Source organism: Aliihoeflea aestuarii (genome assembly GCF_024105665.1).
Lineage (GTDB): Bacteria > Pseudomonadota > Alphaproteobacteria > Rhizobiales > Rhizobiaceae > Aliihoeflea > Aliihoeflea aestuarii.
In genome coordinates this window covers 551,339-576,947 of sequence record NZ_JAAAMK010000001.1, presented here as the reverse complement: position 1 = coordinate 576,947, position 25,609 = coordinate 551,339, and the positions used below count along the sequence as shown (strand labels likewise).

The 25,609-nt window shown below is 62.7% G+C and carries 29 protein-coding genes; 5 read left to right on the top strand and 24 right to left on the bottom strand.

Annotated features, from left to right (window positions below; all coding sequences use genetic code 11):
• Positions 1 to 227: 227 nt before the first annotated feature.
• From GTW25_RS02855 to GTW25_RS02815, 9 genes are all read right to left on the bottom strand, one after another.
• A complete protein-coding gene (locus tag GTW25_RS02855; RefSeq protein ID WP_126006716.1) occupies positions 228 to 1,268 on the bottom strand; it encodes a DUF7146 domain-containing protein in 1,041 nt (346 codons plus the stop codon).
• Entirely contained in the window at positions 1,268 to 5,617 is a 4,350-nt protein-coding gene (locus GTW25_RS02850) for a strawberry notch-like NTP hydrolase domain-containing protein (RefSeq protein ID WP_425364943.1), read from the bottom strand. The genes GTW25_RS02855 and GTW25_RS02850 overlap by 1 nt, the downstream gene beginning before the upstream one ends.
• 148 nt (positions 5,618 to 5,765) lie before the next feature.
• Positions 5,766 to 6,410 carry a DUF8835 domain-containing pootine gene (locus GTW25_RS02845; protein WP_126006712.1) on the bottom strand — a complete coding sequence of 215 codons (645 nt, stop codon included), beginning with the start codon at positions 6,408 to 6,410 and terminating at the stop codon, positions 5,766 to 5,768.
• A complete protein-coding gene (locus GTW25_RS02840) occupies positions 6,403 to 6,816 on the bottom strand; it encodes a hypothetical protein (RefSeq protein ID WP_126006710.1) in 414 nt (137 codons plus the stop codon). The genes GTW25_RS02845 and GTW25_RS02840 overlap by 8 nt, the downstream gene beginning before the upstream one ends.
• Before the next feature lie 70 nt (positions 6,817 to 6,886).
• Positions 6,887 to 7,084 carry a hypothetical protein gene (locus tag GTW25_RS02835; protein ID WP_126006708.1) on the bottom strand — a complete coding sequence of 66 codons (198 nt, stop codon included), beginning with the start codon at positions 7,082 to 7,084 and terminating at the stop codon, positions 6,887 to 6,889.
• The gene (locus tag GTW25_RS02830) at positions 7,084 to 7,344 is read right to left on the bottom strand and encodes a DUF6117 family protein (RefSeq protein WP_126006706.1); all 261 of its coding nucleotides are present in this window, start codon (positions 7,342 to 7,344) and stop codon (positions 7,084 to 7,086) included. Before GTW25_RS02830 ends, GTW25_RS02835 begins: the two co-directional genes overlap by 1 nt.
• A gap of 86 nt (positions 7,345 to 7,430) precedes the next feature.
• A complete protein-coding gene (locus GTW25_RS02825) occupies positions 7,431 to 9,584 on the bottom strand; it encodes a ParB/RepB/Spo0J family partition protein (RefSeq protein ID WP_126006704.1) in 2,154 nt (717 codons plus the stop codon).
• Between the two features lie 125 nt (positions 9,585 to 9,709).
• Entirely contained in the window at positions 9,710 to 10,051 is a 342-nt protein-coding gene (locus GTW25_RS02820) for a hypothetical protein (protein ID WP_126006702.1), read from the bottom strand.
• Positions 10,048 to 11,010, bottom strand: coding sequence for an ArdC family protein (locus tag GTW25_RS02815; RefSeq protein WP_126006700.1), 963 nt, complete (start codon positions 11,008 to 11,010; stop codon positions 10,048 to 10,050). Before GTW25_RS02815 ends, GTW25_RS02820 begins: the two co-directional genes overlap by 4 nt.
• Before the next feature lie 590 nt (positions 11,011 to 11,600).
• On the opposite strand from GTW25_RS02815, the gene GTW25_RS02810 reads away from it, so the two are divergent.
• Together GTW25_RS02810 and GTW25_RS02805 are read left to right on the top strand one after the other, a co-directional pair.
• On the top strand, positions 11,601 to 13,322 hold the full coding sequence (locus tag GTW25_RS02810; RefSeq protein WP_252910449.1) for a tyrosine-type recombinase/integrase: 1,722 nt from the start codon (positions 11,601 to 11,603) through the stop codon (positions 13,320 to 13,322).
• A gap of 277 nt (positions 13,323 to 13,599) precedes the next feature.
• Positions 13,600 to 13,866 carry a hypothetical protein gene (locus tag GTW25_RS02805; protein ID WP_252910448.1) on the top strand — a complete coding sequence of 89 codons (267 nt, stop codon included), beginning with the start codon at positions 13,600 to 13,602 and terminating at the stop codon, positions 13,864 to 13,866.
• A gap of 94 nt (positions 13,867 to 13,960) precedes the next feature.
• Here the strand turns inward: GTW25_RS02805 and GTW25_RS02800 are convergent, their stop codons facing one another.
• Genes GTW25_RS02800 through GTW25_RS02770 form a run of 7 tightly spaced genes read right to left on the bottom strand, consistent with a single transcriptional unit; the run spans position 13,961 to position 18,138 of the window.
• Complete coding sequence (locus tag GTW25_RS02800; protein WP_252910447.1) at positions 13,961 to 14,410, bottom strand: hypothetical protein; 450 nt, start codon at positions 14,408 to 14,410, stop codon at positions 13,961 to 13,963.
• Positions 14,411 to 14,448: 38 nt separating this feature from the next.
• Entirely contained in the window at positions 14,449 to 16,470 is a 2,022-nt protein-coding gene (locus GTW25_RS02795; RefSeq protein ID WP_252910446.1) for a MobA/MobL family protein, read from the bottom strand.
• On the bottom strand, positions 16,467 to 16,907 hold the full coding sequence (locus GTW25_RS02790; protein WP_252910445.1) for a hypothetical protein: 441 nt from the start codon (positions 16,905 to 16,907) through the stop codon (positions 16,467 to 16,469). Before GTW25_RS02790 ends, GTW25_RS02795 begins: the two co-directional genes overlap by 4 nt.
• On the bottom strand, positions 16,900 to 17,151 hold the full coding sequence (locus tag GTW25_RS02785; RefSeq protein ID WP_252910444.1) for a hypothetical protein: 252 nt from the start codon (positions 17,149 to 17,151) through the stop codon (positions 16,900 to 16,902). The genes GTW25_RS02790 and GTW25_RS02785 overlap by 8 nt, the downstream gene beginning before the upstream one ends.
• Positions 17,151 to 17,639 carry a hypothetical protein gene (locus GTW25_RS02780; protein ID WP_252910443.1) on the bottom strand — a complete coding sequence of 163 codons (489 nt, stop codon included), beginning with the start codon at positions 17,637 to 17,639 and terminating at the stop codon, positions 17,151 to 17,153. The genes GTW25_RS02785 and GTW25_RS02780 overlap by 1 nt, the downstream gene beginning before the upstream one ends.
• A complete protein-coding gene (locus GTW25_RS02775; RefSeq protein WP_252910442.1) occupies positions 17,636 to 17,884 on the bottom strand; it encodes a hypothetical protein in 249 nt (82 codons plus the stop codon). Before GTW25_RS02775 ends, GTW25_RS02780 begins: the two co-directional genes overlap by 4 nt.
• A complete protein-coding gene (locus tag GTW25_RS02770; RefSeq protein ID WP_252910441.1) occupies positions 17,881 to 18,138 on the bottom strand; it encodes a hypothetical protein in 258 nt (85 codons plus the stop codon). The genes GTW25_RS02775 and GTW25_RS02770 overlap by 4 nt, the downstream gene beginning before the upstream one ends.
• A gap of 287 nt (positions 18,139 to 18,425) precedes the next feature.
• On the opposite strand from GTW25_RS02770, the gene GTW25_RS02765 reads away from it, so the two are divergent.
• From GTW25_RS02765 to GTW25_RS02755, 3 genes are all read left to right on the top strand, one after another.
• Positions 18,426 to 18,743, top strand: a complete 318-nt coding sequence (locus tag GTW25_RS02765) for a hypothetical protein (protein ID WP_252910440.1) — start codon at positions 18,426 to 18,428, stop codon at positions 18,741 to 18,743.
• A 5-nt stretch (positions 18,744 to 18,748) separates the two neighbouring features.
• Positions 18,749 to 20,791, top strand: a complete 2,043-nt coding sequence (locus GTW25_RS02760; protein ID WP_252910439.1) for a DotA/TraY family protein — start codon at positions 18,749 to 18,751, stop codon at positions 20,789 to 20,791.
• A 65-nt stretch (positions 20,792 to 20,856) separates the two neighbouring features.
• Positions 20,857 to 21,942, top strand: a complete 1,086-nt coding sequence (locus GTW25_RS02755; protein ID WP_252910438.1) for a hypothetical protein — start codon at positions 20,857 to 20,859, stop codon at positions 21,940 to 21,942.
• Between the two features lie 280 nt (positions 21,943 to 22,222).
• On the opposite strand, the gene GTW25_RS02750 is transcribed toward GTW25_RS02755, so the two are convergent.
• The 8 genes from GTW25_RS02750 to GTW25_RS02715 form a co-directional block, all read right to left on the bottom strand.
• A complete protein-coding gene (locus GTW25_RS02750; protein ID WP_252910437.1) occupies positions 22,223 to 22,495 on the bottom strand; it encodes a hypothetical protein in 273 nt (90 codons plus the stop codon).
• Positions 22,492 to 22,785: a hypothetical protein gene (locus GTW25_RS02745; protein ID WP_252910436.1), complete on the bottom strand. Its 294-nt coding sequence runs from the start codon at positions 22,783 to 22,785 to the stop codon at positions 22,492 to 22,494. Before GTW25_RS02745 ends, GTW25_RS02750 begins: the two co-directional genes overlap by 4 nt.
• A complete protein-coding gene (locus tag GTW25_RS02740; RefSeq protein WP_252910435.1) occupies positions 22,785 to 22,934 on the bottom strand; it encodes a hypothetical protein in 150 nt (49 codons plus the stop codon). Before GTW25_RS02740 ends, GTW25_RS02745 begins: the two co-directional genes overlap by 1 nt.
• A 79-nt stretch (positions 22,935 to 23,013) precedes the next feature.
• A complete protein-coding gene (locus GTW25_RS02735; protein ID WP_252910434.1) occupies positions 23,014 to 23,238 on the bottom strand; it encodes a hypothetical protein in 225 nt (74 codons plus the stop codon).
• 39 nt (positions 23,239 to 23,277) lie between these two features.
• On the bottom strand, positions 23,278 to 23,514 hold the full coding sequence (locus GTW25_RS02730) for a hypothetical protein (protein WP_252910433.1): 237 nt from the start codon (positions 23,512 to 23,514) through the stop codon (positions 23,278 to 23,280).
• Between the two features lie 426 nt (positions 23,515 to 23,940).
• Positions 23,941 to 24,606, bottom strand: a complete 666-nt coding sequence (locus GTW25_RS02725; protein ID WP_252910432.1) for a helix-turn-helix domain-containing protein — start codon at positions 24,604 to 24,606, stop codon at positions 23,941 to 23,943.
• A 2-nt stretch (positions 24,607 to 24,608) separates the two neighbouring features.
• Positions 24,609 to 24,848: a hypothetical protein gene (locus GTW25_RS02720; protein ID WP_252910431.1), complete on the bottom strand. Its 240-nt coding sequence runs from the start codon at positions 24,846 to 24,848 to the stop codon at positions 24,609 to 24,611.
• A 92-nt stretch (positions 24,849 to 24,940) separates the two neighbouring features.
• Positions 24,941 to 25,162 carry a hypothetical protein gene (locus GTW25_RS02715; RefSeq protein WP_252910430.1) on the bottom strand — a complete coding sequence of 74 codons (222 nt, stop codon included), beginning with the start codon at positions 25,160 to 25,162 and terminating at the stop codon, positions 24,941 to 24,943.
• Positions 25,163 to 25,609 lie beyond the last annotated feature (447 nt).

Below are 25,609 nucleotides of genomic sequence, written 5' to 3'. Positions count from 1 at the left end.
CGAGGGCCTTGATGGCTAAGCCCGGCAATCTTGTTTCGCGATGCAAAGGCGGGGCTCGCCCCGCCGGCGGACGATAGCCGGAGCGCCGCCATTGCTTGTCCGGGCCGTTTGTGGGCTCGATCGCCCTCTGGGAAGGCCGGGTGGCGGTCTCTGCCGACGATCGCGGGAGCCGCGCGGAAGCGAACCGGGGACGGCGGCCGCGCCGCCTGCTCCATCCCCGATCCCGACTATGCCGCCAGGGCCATGAAGCGGCTGGCGTCCTCATGGACGAGCTGAGGCCGCATCTGCGCCCGAAGGGCCTCCGGGCCGTGGAGCCGCAGATCCTCGTTGAAGTCCTCGAGCCGTGGCGACAGCACGATCGCCTCGATCCCGGCGCTCGCCGCCCGCTCGACCAGACGGTCCCGCGCACCGTCGCCGGCCGGATCGCGGTCGCGCAGGATGTAGAGCCTGCGCAGCGTCGCCGGGAACAGGATCGCGGCGAGATGGGCGGCCGAGGTCGCCGCCAGCATCGGCATCATGGGCAGGACCATGCGGGGCGACAGCACCGTCTCGATGCCTTCGCCGGCCGCCAGCACATCGTCCGACGCGCCGAAGCGGATGCCGTGGCCGAGCAGGTCGCCCATCGCCCGCCTCGGCGTGTCGACGGCAGCCTTCCCCGATCCGTCCGGCGCGAGCCAGGTGCGATGCGCCCCGGTAAGCCGGCCGTCAAGGTCGGTGACGGCGGCGATCAACGCCGGCAAGGTCTTTCTCGGGCTGTGCTCGTCAGGCCGGTAATAGCAGCGCGGATGGAACCGTAGGCTGGAGATGCCGGAGAGGTCCGTGATGCCGCGCCGGCGCAAATAGGTTTGCGCGAGCGTGCCGCGGATCGGCTTCGATATGCCGAACAGGCGCCGTGCCGCTTCGGGCGAGCCGGATGCGCGCCGGCTCGCCTTCCCGGCCGCCGTTCCGGTGTCCGGTTCGGGATGAGGCAGGCTGAGGAAGCGTCGCGCCTCGTCGGCTATGTCCTTGAAGTCGACGAGGCCGAGGCTTTCGCGGACAATATCGAGCATGTCGCCATGCTCGCCGGTGGCGGCATCGGTCCAGTGGCCGGGCGGTCCCTTGGCCGAGCTGCGCAGCCGGACGAAGGTGGAGCGGCCGGGCAGGTTCCGGGCGTCCCCGACCAGCCAGTAATTGCCCTGGCGTCGTCCGTTGGACAGATAGTGGCGGCAAGCCGCCTCGGCATGGAGGCCGAGACGGCGGGCAAGCTCGGAAGCGTCGAGACGGGGCATTATGCGGCCTCCCGTTCGCTGAAGCGCTCGACCGACCATCGGTCGAGCAGCCTCGCCAGCACCGCGACCCCGCTCGCGTCGGTGGGAACGAACATGCGTAGTTTCCACGAGATGATCTCGTGGAACAAGCCGTAGGCCGAGAGACGCTCGCGCATCGTGTCGGTGAAGCCCGACAGCTCGATGCGGTGGGCGCCCATGACGCGGACGCGGCGAAGCTGGAGCCCATCGTCGAGGTCGATGATGGTCCTCCCCTCCATCAGCGCCGCGAACGCCTCGTCGGCAGAGAGCGAGACCGATCCGGTCGTCACCGCGTTCGCCGCCCATGCCGGCGAGACCCTGCGGCCGATGATGCGCTCGCCGTCATCGGTCTGAAGCCGGTAGACGCGCGAGGACTCGTTGGGCAGGCGTCGCCAGATCGGCAGCAGCAGGCCGGTGACGATGTGGATGGTGGAATCCGAGAACTCCGGCACCTCCGCCACCTCTGCCTGCCAGACCGATGCGAAGGCGTCTCGGTCCGCCTCGACCCAATGGCTTCCGACCATCGCACCGAACGGGATGGTGTGAGCCTCCATCGGCCGGATCAGCCGGACGCGATACTGGACATCGCCATCGTCGGTCATCACGGACGGCGCATGGACCCGCACCGCGGCGCGGCCGGAGCGTTCGTTGACCAGCAGCTTCGCGCGCGGGTCAAGGAGATGGTCGAGCGCGGCATCGAGCGTGACCGGCCGGTTGCGCTTGCGCTCGGAGATGGTGAGAAGCCGGGTCTCGGCGCCGGTGCCGGGATGCGTGTAGATCGTCTCCCTTCCGGTGACGACGAAGCTCTCGGCGCTCAGCGTCTCCAGGCCGGCATCGTAGCTGCCCGACGCGATGGCGCCTTCGATCCGCGCGTTCAGCAACCCCTCGAAGGCGGTGAAGATGATGCCTTGCATCTCGATGGTGAGCGCGAGCAGCCGGTTGAGGAAGGTGGTGATCGGCGGCAACTCGTCCTTGATGCCGGTCGAATCCATCAGCTTTAGGCCGGTCGACGCCTCGAACTTCCCCAGCGAGCAGCCCTCGACCTTGCCGCGCACGATCAGCATGTAGAGCTGGCGCAGCGCGTCGCGGGCATAATGCGATTCCAGATTGTCCTCCGGGCGGAACAGGCCCTGACCGCCGGTCTGCCGCTGGCCGCGCGTGATCGCGCCCAGCGTGTCGAGCCGGCGCGCGATCGTGCTGAGAAACCGCTTCTCGGCCTTGACGTTGGTGGCGATCGGCCGGAACAGGGGCGGCTGCGCCTGATTGGTCCGGTGCGTGCGGCCGAGCCCCTGGATGGCGGCGTCGGCCTTCCAGCCGGGTTCGAGGAGATAGTGGACGCGCAGCCGTGTGTTCCGCGCCGACAGTTCGGCGTGGTAGCTGCGGCCCGTTCCGCCCGCGTCCGAGAAGACCAGAACCCGCCTCTGGTCGTCCATGAAGGCGGCGGTCTCCGCGAGATTGGCCGAGCCGGCGCGGGTCTCGACGACGAGCCGATCGTGGCCGCCATTGCTCGTCCTGCGGACGATGCGGCGCGACCGGCCGGTGACTTCGGCCACGATGTCGGTGCCGAAGCGCTGGACGATCTGGTCGAGCGCGCCGGGAACGGGCGGCAGGCTCGCCAGCTTCGCGATCAGCGTATCCCGGCGGGCGACGGCCTCGCGGCTCTCGACCGGCTGGCCGTCGCGCGTGACGGGCCGCGACGACAGCCTGCCCTCCGAGTCGGTGAAGGGCTCGTAGAGCTGCACCGGGAAAGAATGGCGAAGGTAGTCCAGGACATACTCGCGAGGCGTTATGTCAACGCGGACGTCGTTCCATTCCTCCGTGGGAAGCTCCGCCAGCCTGCGCTCCATCAGCGCCTCGCCGGTCGAGACGATCTGCACCACGGAGGCATGGCCCGCCTCCAGATCGCGCTCGATCGAGCGGATCAGGGTGGGCGTCTTCATGCTGGTGAGCAGATGGCCGAAGAAGCGCTGCTTGGCCGACTCGAATGCGGAGCGCGCGGCGGACTTTGCCTGCTTGTTCAGCGTGCCGGAGCCGCCTTCGCCTCCGCCGATGATGTTGGCGGCCTGCATGGCGGCGTCGAGGTTGTTGTGGATGATGGCGAACGCCCCGGCATAGGCGTCGTAGATGCGGGTCTGCTCGGGCGTTAGCTCGTGCTCGACCAGCTCGTATTCCACGCCGTCGAAGGAGAGCGAGCGCGCGGTGTAGAGGCCGAGCGCGCGCAGGTCGCGGGCCAGCACCTCCATCGCCGCAACACCGCCGGCCTCAATCGCCTCGACGAACTCGGCCCGCGTCGAGAACGGGAAGTCCTCGCCGCCCCACAAGCCCAACCTCTGCGCATAGGCCAAATTGTGAACCGTGGTGGCGCCGGTCGCCGAGACATAGACGACGCGGGCGTCGGGAAGCGCATGCTGGAGACGAAGCCCGGCGCGGCCCTGCTGCGACGGAGCGGCATCGCCCCGCTCGCCCTTGCCGCCGACGGCGTTCTGAAGCGCGTGGCATTCGTCGAAGATGACGACGCCATCCCAGTCGGCGCCGAGCCAGTCCACGATCTGCTGGACGCGCGACGCCTTCTCGCCGCGCTCGTCGGTCCTGAGCGTGGCGTAGGTGGTGAACAGGATGCCTTCCGGCAGCGTGATCGGCTTGCCCTGCGGGAAGCGCGACTGCGGCGTAATCAGCAGGCGCTCCATGCCGAGCGCCGACCAATCCCGTTGCGCGTCTTCGAGCAGCTTGTCCGACTTCGAGATCCACAGCGCCTTGCGGCGGCCTCTCATCCAGTTGTCGAGGATGATGCTCGCGGATTCGCGGCCCTTGCCGACGCCGGTGCCGTCACCGATCATGAAGCCGCGCCGGAAGCGGACGGAACCACTCGCGTCGTCGGCAGCGGCCGTCACGACGTCGAAGGTCTCATCGACCGTCCACGCGCCGGCGAGATAATCGGAATGGGCCTCGCCGGCATAGATCAGGGTTTCGAGCTGGGCATCCGACAGGAGGTCGCGGATGTTGGCCGGCAGGCGCGGCCGGTAGCTCGGCTTCGGCGGCGCGACGGACGCCATCGCCGCCGACTGCACCAGCTTGGTCGGATGAGGCTGCGCGCCGGGGATGCGGATCGACTGGAGCGCGTATTCCTCATAGATGGAATCGGTGATGCCGGCGCTCCCGGCATCCTGGCGGTCGATGATCTCGTAGCTGAGGTCAACGCCTTCCGGCTCGGCTAGGGGCTTCCTCGGCGCGGCCTTTGCGGAGCGGGCGAGATAGCCGCGCACGGTGCGGGGCGCGGGCGTGGCGGCGACCGGAACCGCGACGGCGGGATCGACCGGCAGGCGGGCCGGCACATGCTCGGCAACCCAGCCCATCAGCGCATCCGCGTCGGGCGCGATGCCGAGCGACGCGGGAAAGACTGTGGGATCGTCGGCCGGCTGCTTGTCGATGACGGTCAGCCGCGTCGGGAACGTCGTGCCGTGCTTGGCATAGACGGCGCCGTCGATGGCGGCCGTGAATACGACACGGCCGCGTTCCTGCAGACGGGCGTAGGCGGAAGCCCATTCGGGTGCGTCGGGTGCGAAGTTGGCGCCGGTGATGGTGACAAGGCGGCCGCCGGGAGCGAGGCGCGCCAGCGCAGAGGCGACATGGCGGAATGCCGCGTCCGCCATGCGGGTCTCGACATGCGCCATGACCGAGAATGGCGGGTTCATCAGCACCACGGTCGGCGTCACGGCCAGGTCGAGGTGGTCGTCGATCTGGGCCGCATCGAAGCGCGTGACGGACAGGGCCGGAAAGAGGGAGGAGAGGAGCGAGGCGCGGGTCTCGGCCAGCTCGTTGAGGACGAGCGTGCCCCCGGCGATCTCGGCCAGGATGGCGAGCAGGCCGGTGCCGGCCGAGGGCTCCAGCACGCGGTCGGCCGGCGTGATCGCGGCGGCGGTGGCCGCGACCAGGCCGAGCGGGATCGGGGTCGAGAACTGCTGGAAGGATTGCACCTCCTCGGAGCGGCGCGTGTGGGTCAGCATCAGCGCCGCGATGCGTTCCAGCAGCGGCAGGCTCGCAGCGGGAGAGCCGCTCTTGCGGAGCAGCGCCTTGCCGAACTTGCGCAGGAACAGCACCGTGGCCGCCTCGCAGGCTTCGTAGGCGGTCTTCCAGTTCCATGCGCCCGCCGCGTCGGAGCCGCCGAAGGCGGTTTCCATCGCGTGGCGCAGCGCCGGAGCGTCGATGCGCTGGCCGCGTTCGAGATGGGGGAGAAGGAGCTGCGCGGCCGCGAGGATGGCGGCGGCGGTGCCGGGCTCGGAGGCGAGCGGGATCGGCGCGGCAGCGTTGGCGGCCACGGTAGCGGGCATCATGTTCATATGGGAGCCTCAAGGAGAGCGGGAACGGGACGAGCCGACCGGCGCTCTCTCTCGACCGCACCGGCTCGAACCCGTCCCGGCCTTCCTCTCGCTCTCGGACCACCGGGACCGGCAAGCGCCCGCGCGATCTGCCGGAAGCGGATCAGCCGAAGCGGCGGCCAGATGAGGTGAAGGTGTATTCGTTCGCGGCAATGGCCTCGTCGACCACCTCGTCCGACAACAGAAACTCGTATTCACGCTCAAGCTGGCGGTAGAACCAGCGTGCGAGATCGCGCAGCGCCTCCGTCACGGCGTCCTCGGCGTCGGCGGTCATGTCCTGATAGATAGGACTGTCGCGTTCCACCGATATGACCATGCAGTATTCGTGGCAGTAGCGGCCGCGATGGCTGACGCCGGCATGGAGCTGGTAGAAGTTGCGGCGCTGGATCGCCTGGAGCGCGTCGGCGATCCGGTGAAGCTCGCCATCCTTGGGAGCATGGTCGCGGATTTTTCGCGGTGCGCCCCTGGCGTGGCTGTAGCTTCCCTCGAAACAAGCACCGTCGCCCTGGCTCCAGAAGCCGGAGAAGTAGATGCACGGCTTCTGACGGGTGCCGCCGCCATAGAGCGGAACGGTGCGGGTCCGGAGCCGCACGCCGAGAATCTCGCAGACACGCTCGAAATCATCGAAGATGAACTCGTGCAAGTCATGGTCGAACGCGCCTTCGCGATACCATGCACGCGCCCTGTCCTTCGCGTCCGCGGACAGCTCACCGAGGCGGTAGACGGTGGTTTCGACGATCTCAGGCATGGCGGTCGCTCCCCTTGGGATCGCGGGCGGCGGCCATCATCGCTTCGGCCTTGGCGATTGCGGACACCGCACGTTGCCGCCAGAGCGCGAGTTCAGGCGCTGCCGGATCGGCGGCGGCGAACATCTTGAGAAGGCCGAGCAGCACCTCGAAATGCCGGGCCTTCCGGCGCATGGTGTCGCCATATTGCGAGGGAACCGGAAGGCTGCGGGCCGAGTGGGGAGCGCCGGTTCCTTCCCAGATGCCGCTGACGAAGGTTTCGCCGGGGGTGTCGTGAGAAATCTTGCGGATCGACCAATCGCCGTCGTCCACCGCCAGCCGGCATGCCTTGTCGACGGTATCGGCCTCGTAGCTGCGAAGACGGTAGACCGGCACGTCATGCGCGGTCTCGATGGTGAAGGTGGGCATGGAAGCCTCCTGAAACGAAAAATGCCCGGCAAGAGGCCGGGCGAGGTTGGGAGAAAGGGAGGGAACGACGTCAGTGGCGGGTTCGCATGAAGCCACGCTGGATCTCCGCGTGGCGGCGAAGCATCGCGCAGTAGAAGATCCTGCGGAGCAGCCGCCGGCACGGATCGGCGCGGACTTCCGGCGACAGAAATCTTACCGCCGCCCGGAGCACGGCCCGGTCCGTATCGAGCGGGGTGACGCCGAGATTGGGATAGAGCGTGTGCAGCATCACCGGCCTCCGTCGTCGGGCGCCAGGAAGCCGGACGGATCGTCCGGGTCCGGCGGAAGATAGGCGTCGTAGGGATCGCCATCGGCCAGATGGCCGAACGGCGTGAAGACGTAATCGCCGCCGTCGCGGCCGACCGCGCAGATGACGTAGCGCAGGTTGCCGGTCGCGGCGTCCTGGCACTCCATCAGGGCGAGGTTGCCATCGCCAGCCGCTCTCAGCAGCGTCTTGAAGTTGGTGCGTGCATGGTCGGGAATCGCCATGTCGATCTCCTGAAACGATAACGGCCCGGCGCATGGCCGGGCCGAGAGTGAAGGGATGGAAGGGAGCGGCCGGAGCCGCTCCGCGACTATTCGGCGGCGACCAGATGCTCGGGATCGCCCTCAACGCTGCCGACCGCCTCCTCCTCATCACCGGCGAGGAAGGCGGGAAGCGCCTCGCCATCGCCCTCCGTGCCCGCCTCAAGCTCCGGCTCGGCGTCGAGCGGCCGCAGCGGCTCGGGCAGCCAGCCGGTTTCAGCGAGCAGCCGTTCGGCTTCCTCGGCCATGTCGCCCTTCTTCAGATGGGCGATCAGGTCGGCCGCGCGATCGCCGGCGCCCTCGCGGACGGCTTCGAGGATGCGGGTCTTCGGAACGCGGCCGAGATAGTTTTCGACCGTGGGCCGGAAGCCCGCCTCGATCATGTCGAGGCCGGTGGTGCGGGCGAGCCGGTCGGCCTCGGCCATGCGAAGGTCGAGACCGTGCTGCGAGATGCCGCTGGCGCTGATCGGGTTCGGCCGCTCGTAGAGCGCGTTGACGCCGTAGCTCACGCAATGGGCGAGCAGCGCCAGGCGGCTGGCCTCGTCGAGCGCGGCGAGCCAGTCCCAGAGCGCGTCGTCGTCGGACGGAAGGTCCGCCTTCCAGCCGTCGTGCCGCTCCTTGACCGACTGCGCATAGGGGCTGTCCTTGAGGTCCGGACCCTGCTCGCGGAAATAGACCTCGCGGACGGAAGCCCCGACCGCGGCGCCGGTGGTGGAGCGCCCGAACGTGTCGCGCACCAGCTTGTGCAGCAGCGCCGTGAGCGCGACCTGCGGGTTGGCGCCCACGGCGTCGCGCAGGGCGAGCGTGCGATGCGCCGTCAGCTCGGCCACCAGCCTTTCCGACAGGGGACGGATGACGTCTTCCTCGTCCTCCTCCGGCTCGGCAGGCTCGCCGCCGATGGTGATGACGGTCCGCATGACTCGCGGCTCCTCCGTGCCGTCGCCGTCGGCGCCTACGGCCTCCGGCGCTTCGCCGTCGACGGCCGCGGCCGGCTCGTCCTCGGGCCGGACATAGCCGCGTTCGACGACAAGATCGCCATCGGAATCGACCGAGATGAAGGCGCCGGCGCCGGCGATCTCGGCCGGGTCATAGATGGCCGGGCGGTTCTCGAAGGCGTCAAGCGCCGCCTCGATCTCGCTGAGCCGCTGGTGGATCTCGTCGGGCAGCTCGTCGCAGCCGTCATGCTCGGCCATCAGGGCGTCGTACTCGTCGCGCAGCGCCTCGCGCTGCTTGCGCTCCTTCCGCGTGAGTTCGGGCAAGGTGCCGGCGAGCACGCGAAGGCCCCGCTCGTGGCCGAGCGGGAGGTCGAGGCTGACGGCGATCCACTTCCAGCCCTCGGAGGCCACCTCGTCGGCGACGGTCCTGAGCTTGTCCGCAACCAGCCTGTCGAGCAGAGGCACGTCGTCGAGCCAGCCGCCATCCTCCTCGTCGAACAGGTAGCGGGGCAGCACCGGGCCGCCGGCCGCGACATAGGCGTCGAGGCCGATGAACATGGCGCGCTTGTCGGACGCGGGAACGCTGGTCTCGGTGAGCATCTGGCGGACGTGCCAGGGTTCGCGGTAGTGCGACTGCCTCACGGCATCCCAGACCTGCTCCTGACGGGCATGATCGGGATTCGCGGTGAAGGTCTCCAGCAGCGCCAGCGTCATGCCGTTCTCGGCATAGACCTCCAGCAGCTTCGGCGAGACCTTGGCGAGCGCGAGGCGCTGCGCGACATAGCGCTCGGTGGTGAAGTAGGCGGTGGCGACCTCCGCCTCGGACATGCCGCCGTCGACCATGCGCTTGAAGGCGCGGAACTGATCGAGGGGATGCAGCGCCAGCCGCAGCACGTTCTCTGCGAGCGAGTCGTCCACGGCCGAGGTCTTGGCGTCGGCCTTCTTGACGATGCAGGGAACGAGCCCGTCCTCGGGGAAACGCCCCGCCTTCACGAGCCGGGCGATCGACCTGTAGCGGCGCCCGCCCGCCGGCGTCTCGAAATCGCCGGTCTCGTTGCCGTCCGCGTCGAGGATGGCACGGACATTGAGACCCTGCACGAGGTCCTCGCGGCGGTCGATGTCGAAGGTGAGTTCGTCCAGGCCGGCCTCGACGTCGACCTCGCGGACATTGCTGTCCGACAGCCTGATCCGGTTGAACGGAATATCGCGCGCCCGCGAGAACACGATCATTGGGACGGCGGCGGACTTCTTCCTGGCAGCTCTTGCCATCGTGGTTTCTCCACGACGGGCGCGGAGAGCCTCTCTCTCCGCTTCCAACCCGTCACGGAAACCCCGGCACCTCTCTTCCTCTCGGCTGCGCCGGCACACACCGGCGCAGCCATCGGCCGGAACGGTCACAAGGCGTACTGCCGGGGCCGTTCGTCGTTGATGCGGTATTTGCAGCGCAGCGCTAAAATCGCGCCGTTCTGCCGCTCGACCTTGCGGCGAAGCCGCTCAAGCTCGGCCTGCGCGGCTTTGGACGTACGATCGAGGATGCGCCGGTATTCGGCCTCGTCGGCTCCGGTCCAGCGGCTCATCCGGCGATGATACCAGCGCGACTTCGGGCGCCGCCTGATGGTCTCGGCTTCCGCGCCGTCGCAAAGCCGGCGCTCGACAAGGGCGAGGTTGTGCCGGGTCTCAGCCAGGCTCTCCTCCATCCGAGCGAGCGCGGTGCGCAATTGCGCGTAGGTCATCATGCCGCCCTCCTGTCGATCGAGGAGGCGGCATCGACGGCGGGCTGCTCGTCGGCCGGCAGGAAGGAGAGAAGCCAGTCGGCCGCCTTGCTGGCCTGCGACGCGGCGCGGAAGATGGCGCGGTTGTCCTCGCGCATCGTGTCGATCCACGCGCCGATATAGTCGGCATGGCGCACGGTGGGCCTGATGCCCAGCGCCGCGCAACAGAAGGCGCTCGAAAGCTCGGCGACGCATTCCTCGACGAAATACTTCTTCGAGCCGAAGGAGCCGCCGAGATCGCGAGCGAGGCGCGAGTGATGGCCGCTGGCGTGCGACAGCTCGTGCAGGGCCGTGCGGTGCCAGTTGATCGGCTCGAAGAAGGCGGCCGGGGGCGGCACGACCACATAGTCGGGGGCCGGCATATAGAATGCCTTGTCGCCGCCGATGCGGAAGTCGATGCTGGTGGCCTTGATGAGCGCCTCGACGGTGGGCTCGATCTGGCCGGGCGGCGGAGGCGGTGCGGCGACGGTGACGTCTTCGGGAAGGTTCTCGCATTGCACGGTGTTGAACACGGTGAAGCGCTTCAGGAAGGGAATCGCGTGGGCTTCCTCGCCGGTTTCCTGCGCGCGCTTCTTTTCCTCGTCGGGGATGAAGCGGTCGGCGTAGACGACCGTGGTGCCGTGCTCGCCCTTGCGAACATTGCCGCCGAGCGAGAGCGCCTGGCGGAAGGTGAGCCAGCCCTGGCCGGGGAAGCCGCGCTCGACCACGGCGCCCCAGAGAAGAAGGATGTTGATGCCGGAATATTGCCGGCCGGTGACGGCGTTCTTCGGCAGGCCGAGGAGCGCGTCGGCCTCGGGGGTGCCCCAAGGCTGCACCCAGGGCACGCGGCCCGCCTCCAGTTCGGCGATGATCTTGTCGGTGATGTCGTCGTAAAGGCTCGTCCGGTCCGAGCCGGCGCGAGCGCTGCGGTCATGTCTGGCCATCGGGATTACTCCGCGACGGGCCTCGGGAGCCTCTCTCCCGATCCCAGCCCGTCACGGCAAACCCGGCCTGCCTCTCACTCTAGGGGGGCGTTGCGGGGTCTCCCCGCAGAAGGGGGTGCGCCGGCAACGAAGTGCCGGCCAGGGGGAAGGCTTTCCCCCCGAGACCATCATCAAATTCGCCCCACCAGCTATCAAAAAGTGGGAATCACATGCTGCCGATGCCGACATTCCGCGTCTATCTGCAACAAAAACCCCAGACTAAAACCCAGACTAAAATGGATTTTTATGCTGGGGAGCTATCGCGCTGAAGGCAGAAAATGAAGTGATTTCAGTGGGTTAAATGGCGCGCCCGAAAGGATTCGAACCTCTGACCCCCAGATTCGTAGTCGTGTCATGGAGCGAGTCAGGAGCCTAGCGCAATTGGAGGTGTTTTTGAAGCCAAGAAAAATTATAGCAAAAACAACATGAAAGATCGGATTTCTCGGCTTGAGACTCGCATACGACGCGCAAAGCACGCGGGGCTTGTTTGATGGACTTGGTCTGTAGGTTGGTCTAGAAGGTCGCCAAGTTGAACAAGGGAAGGGCGGGCGATGCCGACGCATCGAATACGAATCGGGGCCAAACAGATCAAAGAAGCCAAGGCAGCAGCCAGGTCGGCGGAGTTTTCGACCGCCGATCCGCTGATCTTCGCAGACACCGGGGAAATCAATCTCAAGCTCAGAACGCAAGGCAATTCGTGCGCGTGGATCGTGAAGTGGAACGGCAAAACCGTTACGCTCGGCTCGCCAGATCAGGTCGGGGATGCGGACGCGGCGCGGATGATGACAAGGGAAGTCGTCGCACTGCTCCGGGCGAAGAAAGATGCCAAAGCGTACGTGACCGCGAGGCTGTCAGGCGAAGCGCCGAAGAAAGCGGCCGACACAGCTGCGGAGGCGACGGAACGGCAAAAGGGGCGCTGGGACTGGAAAGAGATGGTCAGGCAATACGCTGACATCTACCTTTCAAATCCGCGCACAAATTCCCGGGGTGAGACTAGGCTGCCATCCATGGAGACAGTGAAGGAAGCTAAGCGCTACCTCCTGACGTTTGAAGAAACACACCATCTGCATGATCGGCTGCTATCCACGCTGCGAGCAGGTGACCTTGAAGAAGTCCGAAACGCTTTTTTCAGAAAGGGCAGATTGGCGGCATCCCGCCAATTCGTCGCGTACTCCAAGGCCGCACTGACACATGCTCGCGGGACCGATTCTCGCGAAGCGGGGCTTGAGGGGTCGGCCTACTGGTGGAGGGAGGTCAAAAAGAGGCAAGAGACCATTCCACAGGCCAAAACACGGTTCCCGACACTGGCCGAAACGGCACGGGTTCTATACCTCGCCGAAAAGCATCGGGTGATGTCGGATCGAAAGATCGAACGGGTGACATCGGAAAATTCTGTTTGCTCGCTATGGTGGCTTGCGCTTACGGGGCAGCGGGCATCGGCTGGCCTGAAACTGCTGAAATCAAACATCCTGCCGTGGCCGAATGGTCCAGAAGGATGGCAGGTCGTTTATTTCCCTGAAGACACAATGAAGGGGAGAAAGGCGCATTCGCTGCCAATTCCTCCCCGCGTGGCACTGCTATTAAAAAGGTCAATCGAGTCGTCCGAAAGGGAATCTGTCTATGTGTTTCCGGCGACCCGATTAGAAGGCGGAAAAACCGACGCGCACCTGTCCCGTTCCACGCCACGTTTATTGATCCAGCGGCTTCGGGGACGGCCTGCAGACCCCAAGGCGTTTGCACTCGCAAAGGCCAAGGCTGAGAAAGACGGCGAGGAGTTCAAGATTCCAGTCGATCTGCTCGAAGGGATTCCAGATTTTTCAACCCACGATTTCCGCACCACATTTGCGACTGAGTGCGGTAATTTGATGGTGCGAGGCGATGCCGTGTCTGCTGTGCTTGATCATCAGAGCGTGAGCACAGGCGAAGCACCACGATTTGCGGCGGCAATCACAAGGCAGGCATACGATTTCAGCCAGCGGCTGGAACTGAAAGCGGTCGCGATGGAGGCGTGGACGAACGCACTATTCGCGGCCGTAGACGAGGAATGGAAAAGACATCGGCCTCGCATGGGCTTCCCGGCTCCTACGAGCCGCAAGGACGGCCTCTCATTCAACCGCTTCGTGCCATGGTACTCGACAATGGAGAACTGGGAAAAACAAGAGAAGATGGCTAAAGCGAAAGCCGATTTACGCAAGCCGCAGTCGGACGGGCAAACACTCAAGCGGTTGGGGTTCGCAACTGAAGCGGACGAGTGGGATGAAGAGGCGAGCTAGCAAATTTCGGCCGAGCGAGCGCGAGATACGAACAGCACCGTAACGAGCGGGCTCGACGGTGGCCGCAATATCCGAGAACGGCTGAAATATTTTTCTACGGCTTGAGTTGTTTCGGCGCAGAATTCAGGTGGCCGGGAGTCCTTTTGCAGAGCCATTTTCAAGGACTCGCTGCGCCAGTGAGCGAGGCCGCAAGGAAACAAGATTCCTCGACTTTGTGACATGAGCCCGGTGTTCTCTCCCCCGCCCGATCGGGGCTGAATTTGGAGAGGGATCGACGATGCAACTGGCTTTGGTGAGCGCGGTGCGGGAGCCGCGCGGGTGGGAAGTGTATGCCAAATTCGTCGGCGGTGAGATAGAGAGCGGCGGGCGCTGTGTTGAAATGCGCGTGACGCCGCTGCCGAATGAGGGCTTCACTGTCGATATAACGGATGGCCCGGAACAGATTCTTGGCGATGTTTTCGAGACGATGGCGGCAGCCAAAGTCGCGGCGGAGAGAATGGGGCGTCGGCGCTGCTGGCGGGTGATCGAAGGCGGATATCCGTAAGGCGCTGACATTGCTGGGCGGTTTTCCGACGTGGGGTCACCCTATGAAACTCAAGAGGGGCCACGAACACCCCTTTGAGCGCTTGAAATGTTTCCTATTCGGCGCGTTTCGCTTTTTTCAGAGACCGCAAACCTTTACCTGGTGCAGCGAACTCGTCGGCTAAAAGGGCCTTCGGTCTGATATCAGGTGCTTCGCGCTGCGCCCGGGCGCGGTCGAGCAATTCGCGACCGCGCGCTTTCCATTCGCGGAGGCAGGTTCGACGGCGACGGGAAACCTGCCCTCGCAATGGGGTGAAGCCGAAACCCGGATCGACGTGAGCTTCGAAAAAGGCAGCGAGTTCGGCGTCTTCGGCGATTGTCGTGTCACGGCCGAGATAGCTGCACCATGGCATCCCTGGCGTACGGACGCGGTACGACGGATAGCCCTGAGTTTCGATTTCAGTGCAACCCACCCAGCCCTTGGCTTCGGGTTCCCATCGAGCCCACTCGGCATGCTCCCGACCACTGGCCCGGGCGACGATGTAGCGGCGGAGTGCATGATGCACGCCACCTCCGAGTCTGGTTTCGTTATCGCGCGCCCTGGTCACAATGGCTTCCGGTCGTGCTTGCGATCGGCCTCCCGGTTCAGACGCTTGTTGGCCTCGGCTACGTAGTCGATCTCGTCGCCATCGTCAGCCAGCTCATCGTCATCCGCACCGATCGCCAAGGCCCTCGCCATTTCGGCACGGGCCTCAAGCGAATCGTTGTCCTGCGTGACATCGCCGAATTCTGGTGGAGCGGTGACGGGGCGCGGTCCGGTTGCTCGGGATTTGCCCTTCTCGTCATCGGCTTCACGAGCCAGCCTGCCGAATTCACGGAACTGAGGCAAAGCATCGATAACTGCACTTTCGGGCTTGCTTGCGAGTTTCGCGCGCTGATCGTCGTCCAGATGGAGGGTGACGAAATCCACAAGTTCCTGGTCGTTCATTTCGAGCTTCGCGAGCGCTGCCACCTCTCCCGATGCGGCTTCCTTGACGAGCGTGGCGACGGCCTTGGCGGCTTTCACGTCGGCAAGGTCGACAACATCGGCCACCGCCTTCACACGGTCGGCTTCGAAGGCCTTTTTCACATCGGCGGACGGCTCGTAGAGTTGGCCCGTGGCCTGGTCGAAGACCTGGACTCCGCTGCGCTGCGCTTCGCGCCAGATGGAGTCCTTGAACTCGCGGCTGCCGTAAATTTCGACTTCGCTACCCCACTCGTCGATCGCTTTTTGCAACAAAGCGCGTCCAGCGGCATCGTTGCATTTGCCGTGGATTCGAAGCTCGTCACCAAGGTCCTGGATGCGGCAAGAGCCAATAGCGATCCAGCATCCGTCTGGGCTCTCGGTGATGTCGAAATAGCCACGCGAACGCCACCGATCTGCGCAGGATTCGACCTGCGGCATTGCTACCTCGGGTGCAGCATCGTCGGTCTTACGGCGCGCGCGGATGCCGCTGCCCTTCTTCTGGATGGACTGCTGCTCTTCCAGATGTTCGATCTCGTTCGCACCGACGTGAGAAGCCAATGCTGTGGCAAGCGGGATCGCATATCCAGGGGTGCCATAGCGGCGGACCCGGCGTCCCTGCACTTCTACCCAGCCGCCATCGCGGGTGGAAATTTTGGTGATGTCGGGACGGCGGATATCGATCATATGCAACGCGTCGATGTCGATGCCTTCGATGCCCGGGAACCGGTCCTGCAAAAGCTTTGCCTTAAAATCCTGCTTGCGGCGGGGTTTCAAGCCGTTCTCGATCTGGTGTTTAGGGTTCGTTTGCATCAGTTCCTCCTCAATTGTGTCTCTGAGATTTTCGATAGTCTTCGCGTTGCGCATGCCAGAAACCAGCGCCGATTTCCGGTCGTGACGTTTGCGGTTTTTGACAGCGTGCATGCGCTGCTCTCCGAGCGTGGGCTCGGATTCGCGTTCGATGCCTCGATCGACATTCGACTCGTGAGATGCCCGGCGCTCGGAACCTGCTGCGGCGAGAAATTCATTCATAACGGCAGCTACACGGGCGCGCTCAACCTTCAGGGACTCCCCTTTGGTGCCGCCTCGACGGCCTCCGCTTTCGAAGATTCCCGCAAGGGCGTCGTTCTTGCCCTTGGAGAACCCGGACTCGGTCGAAGCGTCCAGCGAACGGGTCGTGAGCATCACATGGATGTGGGGCTGCGGCTCGCCGTAAGCGTCAGCGGGGCAATGGATTGCGATGTCCGCAATCGCGCCTACATCTGTGTAGGCGGCTGCCACGGCGTAGGCGAAAGCCTGCCACTGGTGCTGCGGGATGTCTCGTGGGATGCTGATTTCGCATTCCCTCGCAACGACGGCATCTTTTCTGCGTTCGGCTTCTTCGGCACGATTCCAGAGCATTTCCCTATCTCTGACCCACTCCGGCGCGTCGGGCGGGCACGCGAGCATGGACATGACGACAGGCTTGTTGCGGTAGTCAAAATCCTGGCCTGTACGTGCATCGTGCAGGCGGCTGGCGCTGCGGTATGCTGCTGCTGCAACAGCGCTGCGGCCTTCGCTCCGCTTGAAGACTTTTGCCGTCATATGGAACAGAGCTTCCGTGGGCGGGAGGGAGGTTGTCATGCAGCCCGCTCCGCTTCTTGGCATTTCGCGACATAGCGGCGGTAGGTCTCGGCATGCTTGGTCCTGGCAAGCTCGCGGCCGTTTTCCCATGCCTGTCGGTTACCGTCCTCGCGATAAGGTGTTGGGGCTTGGCACTCCGACCAGAATCCTATCCAGAATGGCGATGGCGAACGAGCCGACTGCACGTCGTACGGCAAGAAGTGACCTGCCGTTTCGAGTGCAGTGGGGAACCTCGGATATGGCTGAAAGGGCTTGGGTCGGTTCGTGACCGGAGCAAGGTGCATTGCCATGACGAACTGAGACCATGCACCCGTGTCTATGGCCGGAATCTTGCCGCCAAAATACTCTTCCAGCAGGTGACGGAACCCGTCGTTGCCAAGCATGTATTGAGCGCCGATAACGACGCGTTCCTGACGTTCACGGGGGGATTCAGACATAAGATTCTTCCCCCTCTTCGTGATCAGTGGCCTCGGCCGCAATCCGCTCATGGGTGCTGGCTGCGGCGCTAGCAGCTAAGTGAGACACGCGAGCCGTGACGACAGCAGAAATCAGGTCGTGCCTAGTGGCTTGGTCACGAAGGAAATCTTCGGCGATCGAAAGGACGGCGGCGAGGTTTTCGCTGTGGGCTTTCTCCGCGACTTTCATTCGTCGGCGGGCCATCTGCTTGCGACCGATGACCATCAGGAATCCTCCCTTTTGGAAGAGAGATTCCTGGAGAAGTTGTTCATGCTCCTCATTTGATCGACCAGCATCAGGAATGCCACGAGAAGGACGAGAGGAGTAAAGGACCCGAACGGGCTCATGAGTGAGGGAAGCGTTGCAGCAGAATCCCCGCCCCTGAGCCGAGTCATAAATGTGGCCGCAACGACGATCCCGACCACAACGGCTAGCTTGATGATTTCCCTTACCGGGAACGGTACGCCCTCCTCGTCCATGTCGAGGCTCGGAAAGATGCGGGCAATCAAATTGGCGACCAAAGCGCCGAGACCGTACAGAAGTGCCATGAGAGGGAATGACATAGCCATCACGGCGACCACGCTCCCCATTGAGAAAAGGGATGCGGCAGGATCGACTCCGACAGGCGGAGCGAAGAATGCGAGCGCCAGAAAGACGGCGCTGCCGAAAGCGAAGGCTGCGGCGATGCCAGCGAAGAATTTTGGAATGCTCATTTGAAATCTCCATTTTCGGATGGCGGTTTCGGCAGCGCCCGGAGAATGAGGAGCGTCACAGCGGATGCGGCCAGGAGGCCGAGAAGGACCGCGTTTTCGGCAGTCATGAAATGAAGGGCGAAAGTTGCGATGGTGGCGACTACGAAGTAGCCGCCGACACCGACGACACCGAGAACCGCGAGGAAGATTGCGGCGGGGGCGAAGAATTGCAGGATGAGTGCAAGGAGCGAATCTGGGTTTCTCATCGAGCCTGCCCCACGCCAAGGATCTCGTACTCGTCGGCTGCGATCTCGTATCCGGACATTTCCAGGATCAGGAAAAGCCGTTCGATATGTCGACGGCTGCCGAGATAGACGGTCGATATTTCTGGATCGCCGACGACGCCGAAACCGGCCTCCATCGCGTAGTGGCGAAGCTGCGAGTCGGTGAGACCTCGCGCGCTGAGTCCTGAAACCCGGTCGTCGGGATACCGCATGTAGTCGATGTGAATTTGATTCATCGTCGTCATCTCCTGTCGTCACCGACCTCTGGCCCTGCGGGCGTGCTGCATCGGAACGATGCTTAAGCGCGCCCTTGGTCAGGGGGACTGTTTCGGCGTCCGTACTGACGATGTTTAGTTGACGACTTGTGAAATTCAAGCTCTCGGCAAACACTTATAGAAGAGACAGAAATTCGGACGAGGTTTCCTGTCGCTATCACTGAAGAATGCAACATTTTTGTCTTGCGGATTCTTCAAAGTCGGTCGGCGGAAACCGCCGGCAGCATTCAACTGATGGAGATTTTGGGATGCTGGATATGGAGAAAATCAGGGAGCGGGAGAAGCGGCTGCTTCAGCAGAAAGCTAAGGTCGAATCCGACCTCGCGCGGGCACAGAAGAAATTGAAGGATGCCGCTCGAAGGGAGGATACAAGACGTAAAATCGTGCTTGGCGGGGCGCTGCTGGCTGCGATCGACAGGGGCACGATTTCGACCGATGCGGCTCGATCGCTCGTGACAAACTTCGTAGCTGCGAGGGACAGAAAGCTTTTCGAAGGCGGGCCGTTTGCTGTTGCCGAAACTCAGGATTCGGGAGTCGCGGTGGCGGTGCCTGAGCCCCAGGAGTAGTTGATATGAAAGCGGGTGACCTCTTTGCGACCCCATCCGAACACAACATTCTGTGGGCTTGGGTGAATTGGCTGCTGCCAGCCGACTCGTCGTCCGCATGGGGTTTTGCGATGGCGATCTTCTCGTCATCGGTCATGTTCGCTGCGAGTTTATTCTTGGGCTGGCACGTCATCGCGATGATCGTTCGCGCCGCTTACAAAGAACAACGCCTCGATCTCAATCTGAATGTTTGGATGCCCCTCCGCATTGTGGCTGGCTTCGGGATGATGGTTCCAATTGCGATGAATTTCTCGACGGCACACCACATTCTTCGCGACAGCATTGCACGGCCTGCAATCAATCTGTCGGACAGCACGTGGGTATCCTACGTCGATTATGCGGCGGGCAAGAACGTCCGCATTGCTCCGCAAAGCCCGGGCGGCCGCGCTCTCTCATATGACATTTTGGAATCTGAAATCTGCGCTGCCGTCTACAACGCAATGGCGCAACGTTTCGGAATTGCGCCGATCATCATGCCCTCGCCTTCGGGGACGGCGATGGGTGGCGTTCAGCAATGGAGCTACGGCAACAATTGCGGCGCAGTGACGATGATGAAGCTCGAAGGGCACGAAGCTTTCACAACCGAGCGCGAAGAAGCGGTTTCCAAAATTGTGACAGGCGCGCGTGAGCTGGCGGAGCCGTTCGGTGAGCTCTTCTCACGCCGTGATCACATCTTCTCTGTCGAGCAGACGATGGATCTGATCCTCAACGGCCATCTGCCTGCTGAACTGGCACAGAAGTTTCGGACGCTTGGCGACGAGTACGATGCAGCAATCGTCGTCGCCGTCGATAAAGCAATGAATCTGGATGAGGACGCGGCAGCGGCACGGCAACGGCTGGTCGATGCCGCACGGCAGCAGGGTGTTGCTACCGCAGGCATGTGGTGGGGGCATGTCTCAGCAAGATCGCAGCAGGTTGCGGCGATGACCGGGCAGCAGCACGACAGGATCTCGGTACGGCTCGGCGAAACAGGCAGCGCGAACCGGGAGCACCTGCACGCGGCGTTGGAGACGCTACGCAACGCGCTCATCGGTCAGGAAGCAGAAATTGGGGTCACGTCGTCGGACCTTGCAGCGGCTGCCGATGACGACGCCAATTTTCTCACACGAGCCATAGCGACGATTACGCGGCCGCTCAGCGAATGGGTTCTAAATTGGTACTCCTCAGGATCTGACAACGGCCTCTCGACCGTCGAGCGGATGCGGCAGTCCGACCCGATCGGGGACCAAGTTTCCAGCGGGCACTATTTCATGTGGATCGCGTATGGGGGGATCGTTGCCGTCGCCGGACTGAACATGGGTGCGGCATCCTGGATCGGCAGCGCGTTCGGCGCGGACGGGGCGGTGGCCTGGTTCTCGACATGGCTTTATGCCCCGCTCGGAACGCTTTGGATCATCGGTGCGGTGCGGGCATACATCCTGCCGATTTTGCCATTCATCTATATGTGGGTTTTCGCTGCGCTCTGGCTCCTGGCGGTTTTGGAAGCAGCTATAGCCCTCGTGGTCTGGGCCTTCTCCTTCATCCGTCTGAGCGGCGAGGAGTTCCTTGCCGAACAGTCCAAAATGGGCGCGATGCTGCTGTTCAACGTTTTCCTCATGCCAGTATTGGGGATGCTGGCGTTCATGGCCTGCTTCGAACTGCTCCCCATGATTGTCGGTGGGCTGGAACTGTTTTGGGCTACCGCGTTCTACGGACAGACGGGCGGAAGCGCACCGGGTCTTGGGGCGCTCATCGTTGGGCTGGCGGTCATCACCTTCCTGTCGATGTATCTGGTCGTCCATATCTTCGGCCAGATTTTCCACATCCCGGACAAAATCATCACTTGGTTCGGCGGCAGCGCTCACGGCTTCGCAGACAAGTCCTTCTTCGCTGCCGTCGCGGGCGGCGCTGCGGCCGTCCTTGGCCGTGGCATGCCCGGCCTTCCTGGTCTACCTCGCAACAATGGCGACAACACCAAGGACGACGGCGGCAAAGGCAGCTCCGGAGGCGGCATAACCTCACGCAGCTAGATTGCTTCGCCGCTCGATGCGGGCGGCGGAGCTTACGCAATCAACAGAACATATAGGGAACTAAAATGAAAAGACTTCTACCCGCTGCTATGGCAGCCATCGCAATCACCGCACCCGCATTCGCCCAGGAGGAACCCCGGTTTGTCTTCCGTGCGAAAGCGGGAACGATCACTTCCACATCTGCGCTGCCGATCGCGCCAGAGCTTCCCGCCGATGATGAGGACGAGGAAGCTTCTGGATCGGGAGTCAGGTTCGAGTTGACCTACTTCGACGTCACCAAAGACATCGGCAACGCTATCGGCATCGGGGATCGCGTTCTCGCGGAAGTCGCGATTACCAACGACAGCGACACGCCCATGGCATCAGCGGGGCTGATGTTCCATGCTGGATTCTGGCCGTTCGAAGCTTCTGGATCATGCGGGCACATCGGTGCCTGGACATCAGGCACATGCACTCTCTCGCACACGATTACGGCCGACGATGTTTGCTGGGCTTCCGTACAGGTGCCGGATTCCGACACGCTGCCTTTCGAATACGAGGCCTATCTTTTCGCCATGCAAGGCGCTGGGTGGCTGCCTTCTGATCCGGATGTCGGCTATGATCGGGCCGACCTGATCCGGCTGTCAGAGTGCTCGAGCCACAATCCGGCTTTCGATATTGCTAGCCTCGATATCTCCCTCGACAGCTTTGAGCATGTTGATATCGACGGCAACGGCAGAGTGAGCGTGGGCGACCAATTCGTCGGCGAAATCCTCGTTGCCAACAACTCGGACTTCCACCTTTCGAACGTCGACGGCCTTCGATTCCACCTCGGCGCGGGAACGTGGGATCGGGAGTTTGGAGCTTTCCGGGCGACGGGTGCATGCCCGGGGATCGCACCTCGGTCAAGTGACCGATGCATCTTGACGACCACGGTAACGGCCGAAAGTCTGGCCCCTCTTTGCACCGCCGCGTGGGGCGGTGGGCCCGTCAACCGTACCGATATTTTCGTTCACTGGGCTGCCGAGTTCGGGGGCGCGCTGAACGAAGATTGGTCCGACGATGGAACTCCGTTCCTGATCGATAACAGCATCTGCGAGGATGTCACCAACGCAAGTCTGCCCCAAAAATCTGGAGAAGGAACCGTAACGGATTTCTCCGTTACGATTTAAAAGAGCGGAATGCCGTTGGCGATGTTGAAGATGATGCCAGCGACGAAGAGAACCGGAGTTCCGACGAGAGCGAAGATGGCGACGGGGGCGAAGTTCATGATCGTTTCCTTTCATATCCTGTTCAAATCTAACCGCAAACGGCTACTGCCGGAAGGCGGTCGCAAGGGAGGATGAGCGGGCAGCCCCGGAGGGGCAACACGGACCCTTGAGCCGCGAAGCGGCGGCGATCGGCTGAGGCCGTGGCAGTTTCAAGGGTGATTTGTCCAAGTATCGAACGTGCTCATGCCCTTTCCCTCGCATCCTCGCCATGGTGGACCGCGATCAATGTCAATGCGCCGTCTGCTGCTATGGATTGCTCGTGCGCGGCTTTCGGCAGATCACCAAGATGGAAGTTCGTCAGCATGTCGGCCCATGCCTGGCCAAGTTCCGCATTCACGCGAGTTCCAGATTTCGCTGCACCCTTCACGGCCTGAATGGCAGCGCTGATCGCTTCTCTGGCGGTGTCGCAGGCTTCTACATGTGTGGAGGCGTTGTCGATGTGGTGCAGGCTCATGCGATTTCCTTCTGGTACTCAATGCGCGTCTGGCTGGCTTTTGCGGCGGCTGCGTGGGCCGCTGCTTCCCTGCCTTCCAAATCGGTCAGCACTACCTGCCTGAGCCGTTCGAGGGCGTGGGCGGACGGGCTGCGGTCGTTGCCCGGAGCAACGTATGTCGCTACGCTCGCGGAGCTGATGCCGATGAGTTTCGAGGCCGCGGTCGCGGTCATGTTCAGCTTGCGGAACAGGCTTGCGAACTTGGCTTTACGGGCTGCCTTTTCGGCGGCGGGAATTAAGGGTTGAGACATCAGGCGGTCTCCTTTGCTGCGAGTGCTGCCTTTAACCGAGCGATCTCGGCCTGCTGCTCCTCGACCTGGCGGCGCAGACGCTCGATTTCGGCCTGCTGGAAATTAAGGGTGGCCGAAATTCCAGCGATGGGTCCAAGGGTAGATGTCATCGAATGCTCCTATTGGGTTTCTGGCGGTTGGTGCCGCTCCCGCTCCTTTCCAGCCCTCTGGAAAGGACAAGGCGAGGCATCAGAAAAAGAACGGATAAGCCATCGCGACGATGAGAGACCCAGCGATTGCGAGAAGGCCGTGGAAACGGATGACGGCCCCGATAGCCGACGTTTCCTGCGACGAGAAGCGCATGCCAGCAGGCAAGCGGCTGGTGTCGAAGAGGGCTGGCCTGCGGCCGAGCTTGTAGCCGATACCGGCAACCATGCAGGCGGCTACGGCAATGATGGCAAGTGTCAAGTACATGGGATTCTCCTTTTGTTCTGTGAGTGACAGGGGCAGCGGTTACGCTGCCTCCTCCTGTCCAGCGTAGTTGTCGGCGATGTGGGCCTTGATCTGGGCGATCGTGGCACGGCGCGGAATGTACGTGTTCCGGTGCTTGTGCATGTACGGGTGTCCAAATTCGTCTGCACAGTGCTTGCGGACTTCCCATTCAGTGACCTGGTGACCGTTGACCCTCAAGTCCGGGCCTTCGTTGACTGTCCAGGTGGTGCCGCCGACTTGGAATTCGTAGTTCCTCATGTCAATTTTCCTTCTGTCATCCGAACGGCCGTTTTCAACCGTCTATAGATATGGTGCTTGTCGGCGGAGTATATGTCAAAATGTTTTTTGACATTTCTCGATAATTATTATGTCAACAATTATGGTAGCGGCATTTCATCTTTACGCGCTCAATGCGGAAAGCAATGTCAACAATTACACGCGTCAGAAATGTCAACATTACTTTGGGACGATGAATCCTTGCGCATAAAAAGAAACGGCTCCTCGTTTCCGGGGAGCCGCTTCCAACAGAAGACCGCTTGTGCAGCGGAAGAACTGACATTGATATATTCCAGAGCCGCCTGCACGGCGGCTGACAGAAGGGCGGGCGTTAGAGCGCCCTACAAAAATGCTGGCGCGGAATTTTGCAGACCACAAGCCCTGTTTCAGATTTCTTACGACAATGGCTCAGAATGGAAAACCATCATCGCTGGTCACGCGAGGCTTGCGAAGGTCCGCATTCGCGATGGCTGCCATTCGGTCGAGAAAAGCTTCATCGACTGATCGAAAGGAGAGGAGCCCCGCATCGATCGCCTCTTCGATGATCTCTATATGCGGTCGGCCTTCTTGCCAGCCCGGTAGCTGGCGAACATCGAACGTCATCCCCTGAGCTTCTTCCGCTTCGATATTTGGGCAAGGTACGACTGAGTACCAGTATCTCATTCGATACATGCCGTGTTTGAAAGTACCGTGAATGGGCACGCCCTCGTGAATGAGGACGGGAACGGCCAGTCCTTGTGGACCCATGCCCTGACGCTCAAGGTTCTGCAAATCGATCTCAGCCCGGAACATGGCGTCCTCGGCAATCGCGGCCGCCGCCTTCGCGCGATGGATGGCCTCGGCGTACATGACGCCGATGGCTTTCCAGGTCGGCGCGACATTCGCGCTCCGGGGAGAACAGTAATTGCCGATGGTCCCCGGGGTAAGCCCGGTAAGGGCTGCAAGATCGGCTCGGGTCATACCCAGCCGCTTCCGGAGTTTTTGGAAAGCACGTCGGCGGGCGTCAATGTCGGCGGGGTCGGATTTCGGGCGTCCGCCCTTCGTGAAACGGGCGTTTGTGTTCGTCACCTCCATGCCTAGATTCCTTCCTTTTTCATGTGATCGAAAATTATGCGCCAGCGCTTTGTGGCAGCGTCCAGTTCGCGCAGCTTGTCGCGGTAACCGCAGTAGCTCTCGTCAACCACTGGATGGTTGATGCCGTACTTGCGGATGGCTGCCAAAAGGCTTGCGCCTTTGGCGTCCACCCAGTCTCCTGCTGTTTTGAGCTCGGCATAGGCGTCGGTTTCCGCCTTCCTGATGTCGTCGTGTGTCCTCATGGTCGTGGTCTCTGAGCGAGGATTTCGGCCCTCTCCGAAACGGCTGCGGGAGCCGTTCGGGGGAAGGCCGGGAATGGTCCCGGCTGTTCCTGTCAGGCCGCCCGGGCGGCCTCGGCTTCCAGCCGCTCGATGGTCCGGGTCATCGTCGGCGTTGCGTGGCCGTACAGATACTCATGGATGTCGAGTGACCACTTCCAATCGGAACGATCTTCCATCGGCTCGGACCTCATGATTTCGCGACACTCAAGAGCTGCACTATCAATCTGCTCAAAAAGCTCCCGAAGCCTCGCCGCCTTCTCCAACTTCGTACTCATCACCCTTCCTCCAAGCCACTGAAAACAGTAATATTTCTGCCTTCACTCACTAGAGTATGGGAGTATTTTCTGTCGGCCACCACAGCAAAAACCATCACGTTCGCAAAGTTTGTTGACCGATGCAGACAGGGCGAACGGTGTGAGATGATCACGTTTTTGTGAGCGATCGCGGTTCAGGAAAATTGGCCGACAGGATGATTTTTTGGGTTCCGGACTGGCAGGCGGGCGGGGGCGACGGGTTGATAGGGCAGCAGGCCGCATAGGCTCTTCTCCCGCCATGCCCATAGGGGATGGCGGCGACCTTCAGTCGGAAGAGCGGCCTGATGAACTGTCACCGAGCGAGGAGGCTCCAGCACTATTTTTTCGGGCTACGCAGACCGGGCATGATCGAGACAAGTGGCTCGATCAGGACCTTGGTCGGAGTGGCAGAAAAAATCGTGTTGGAGA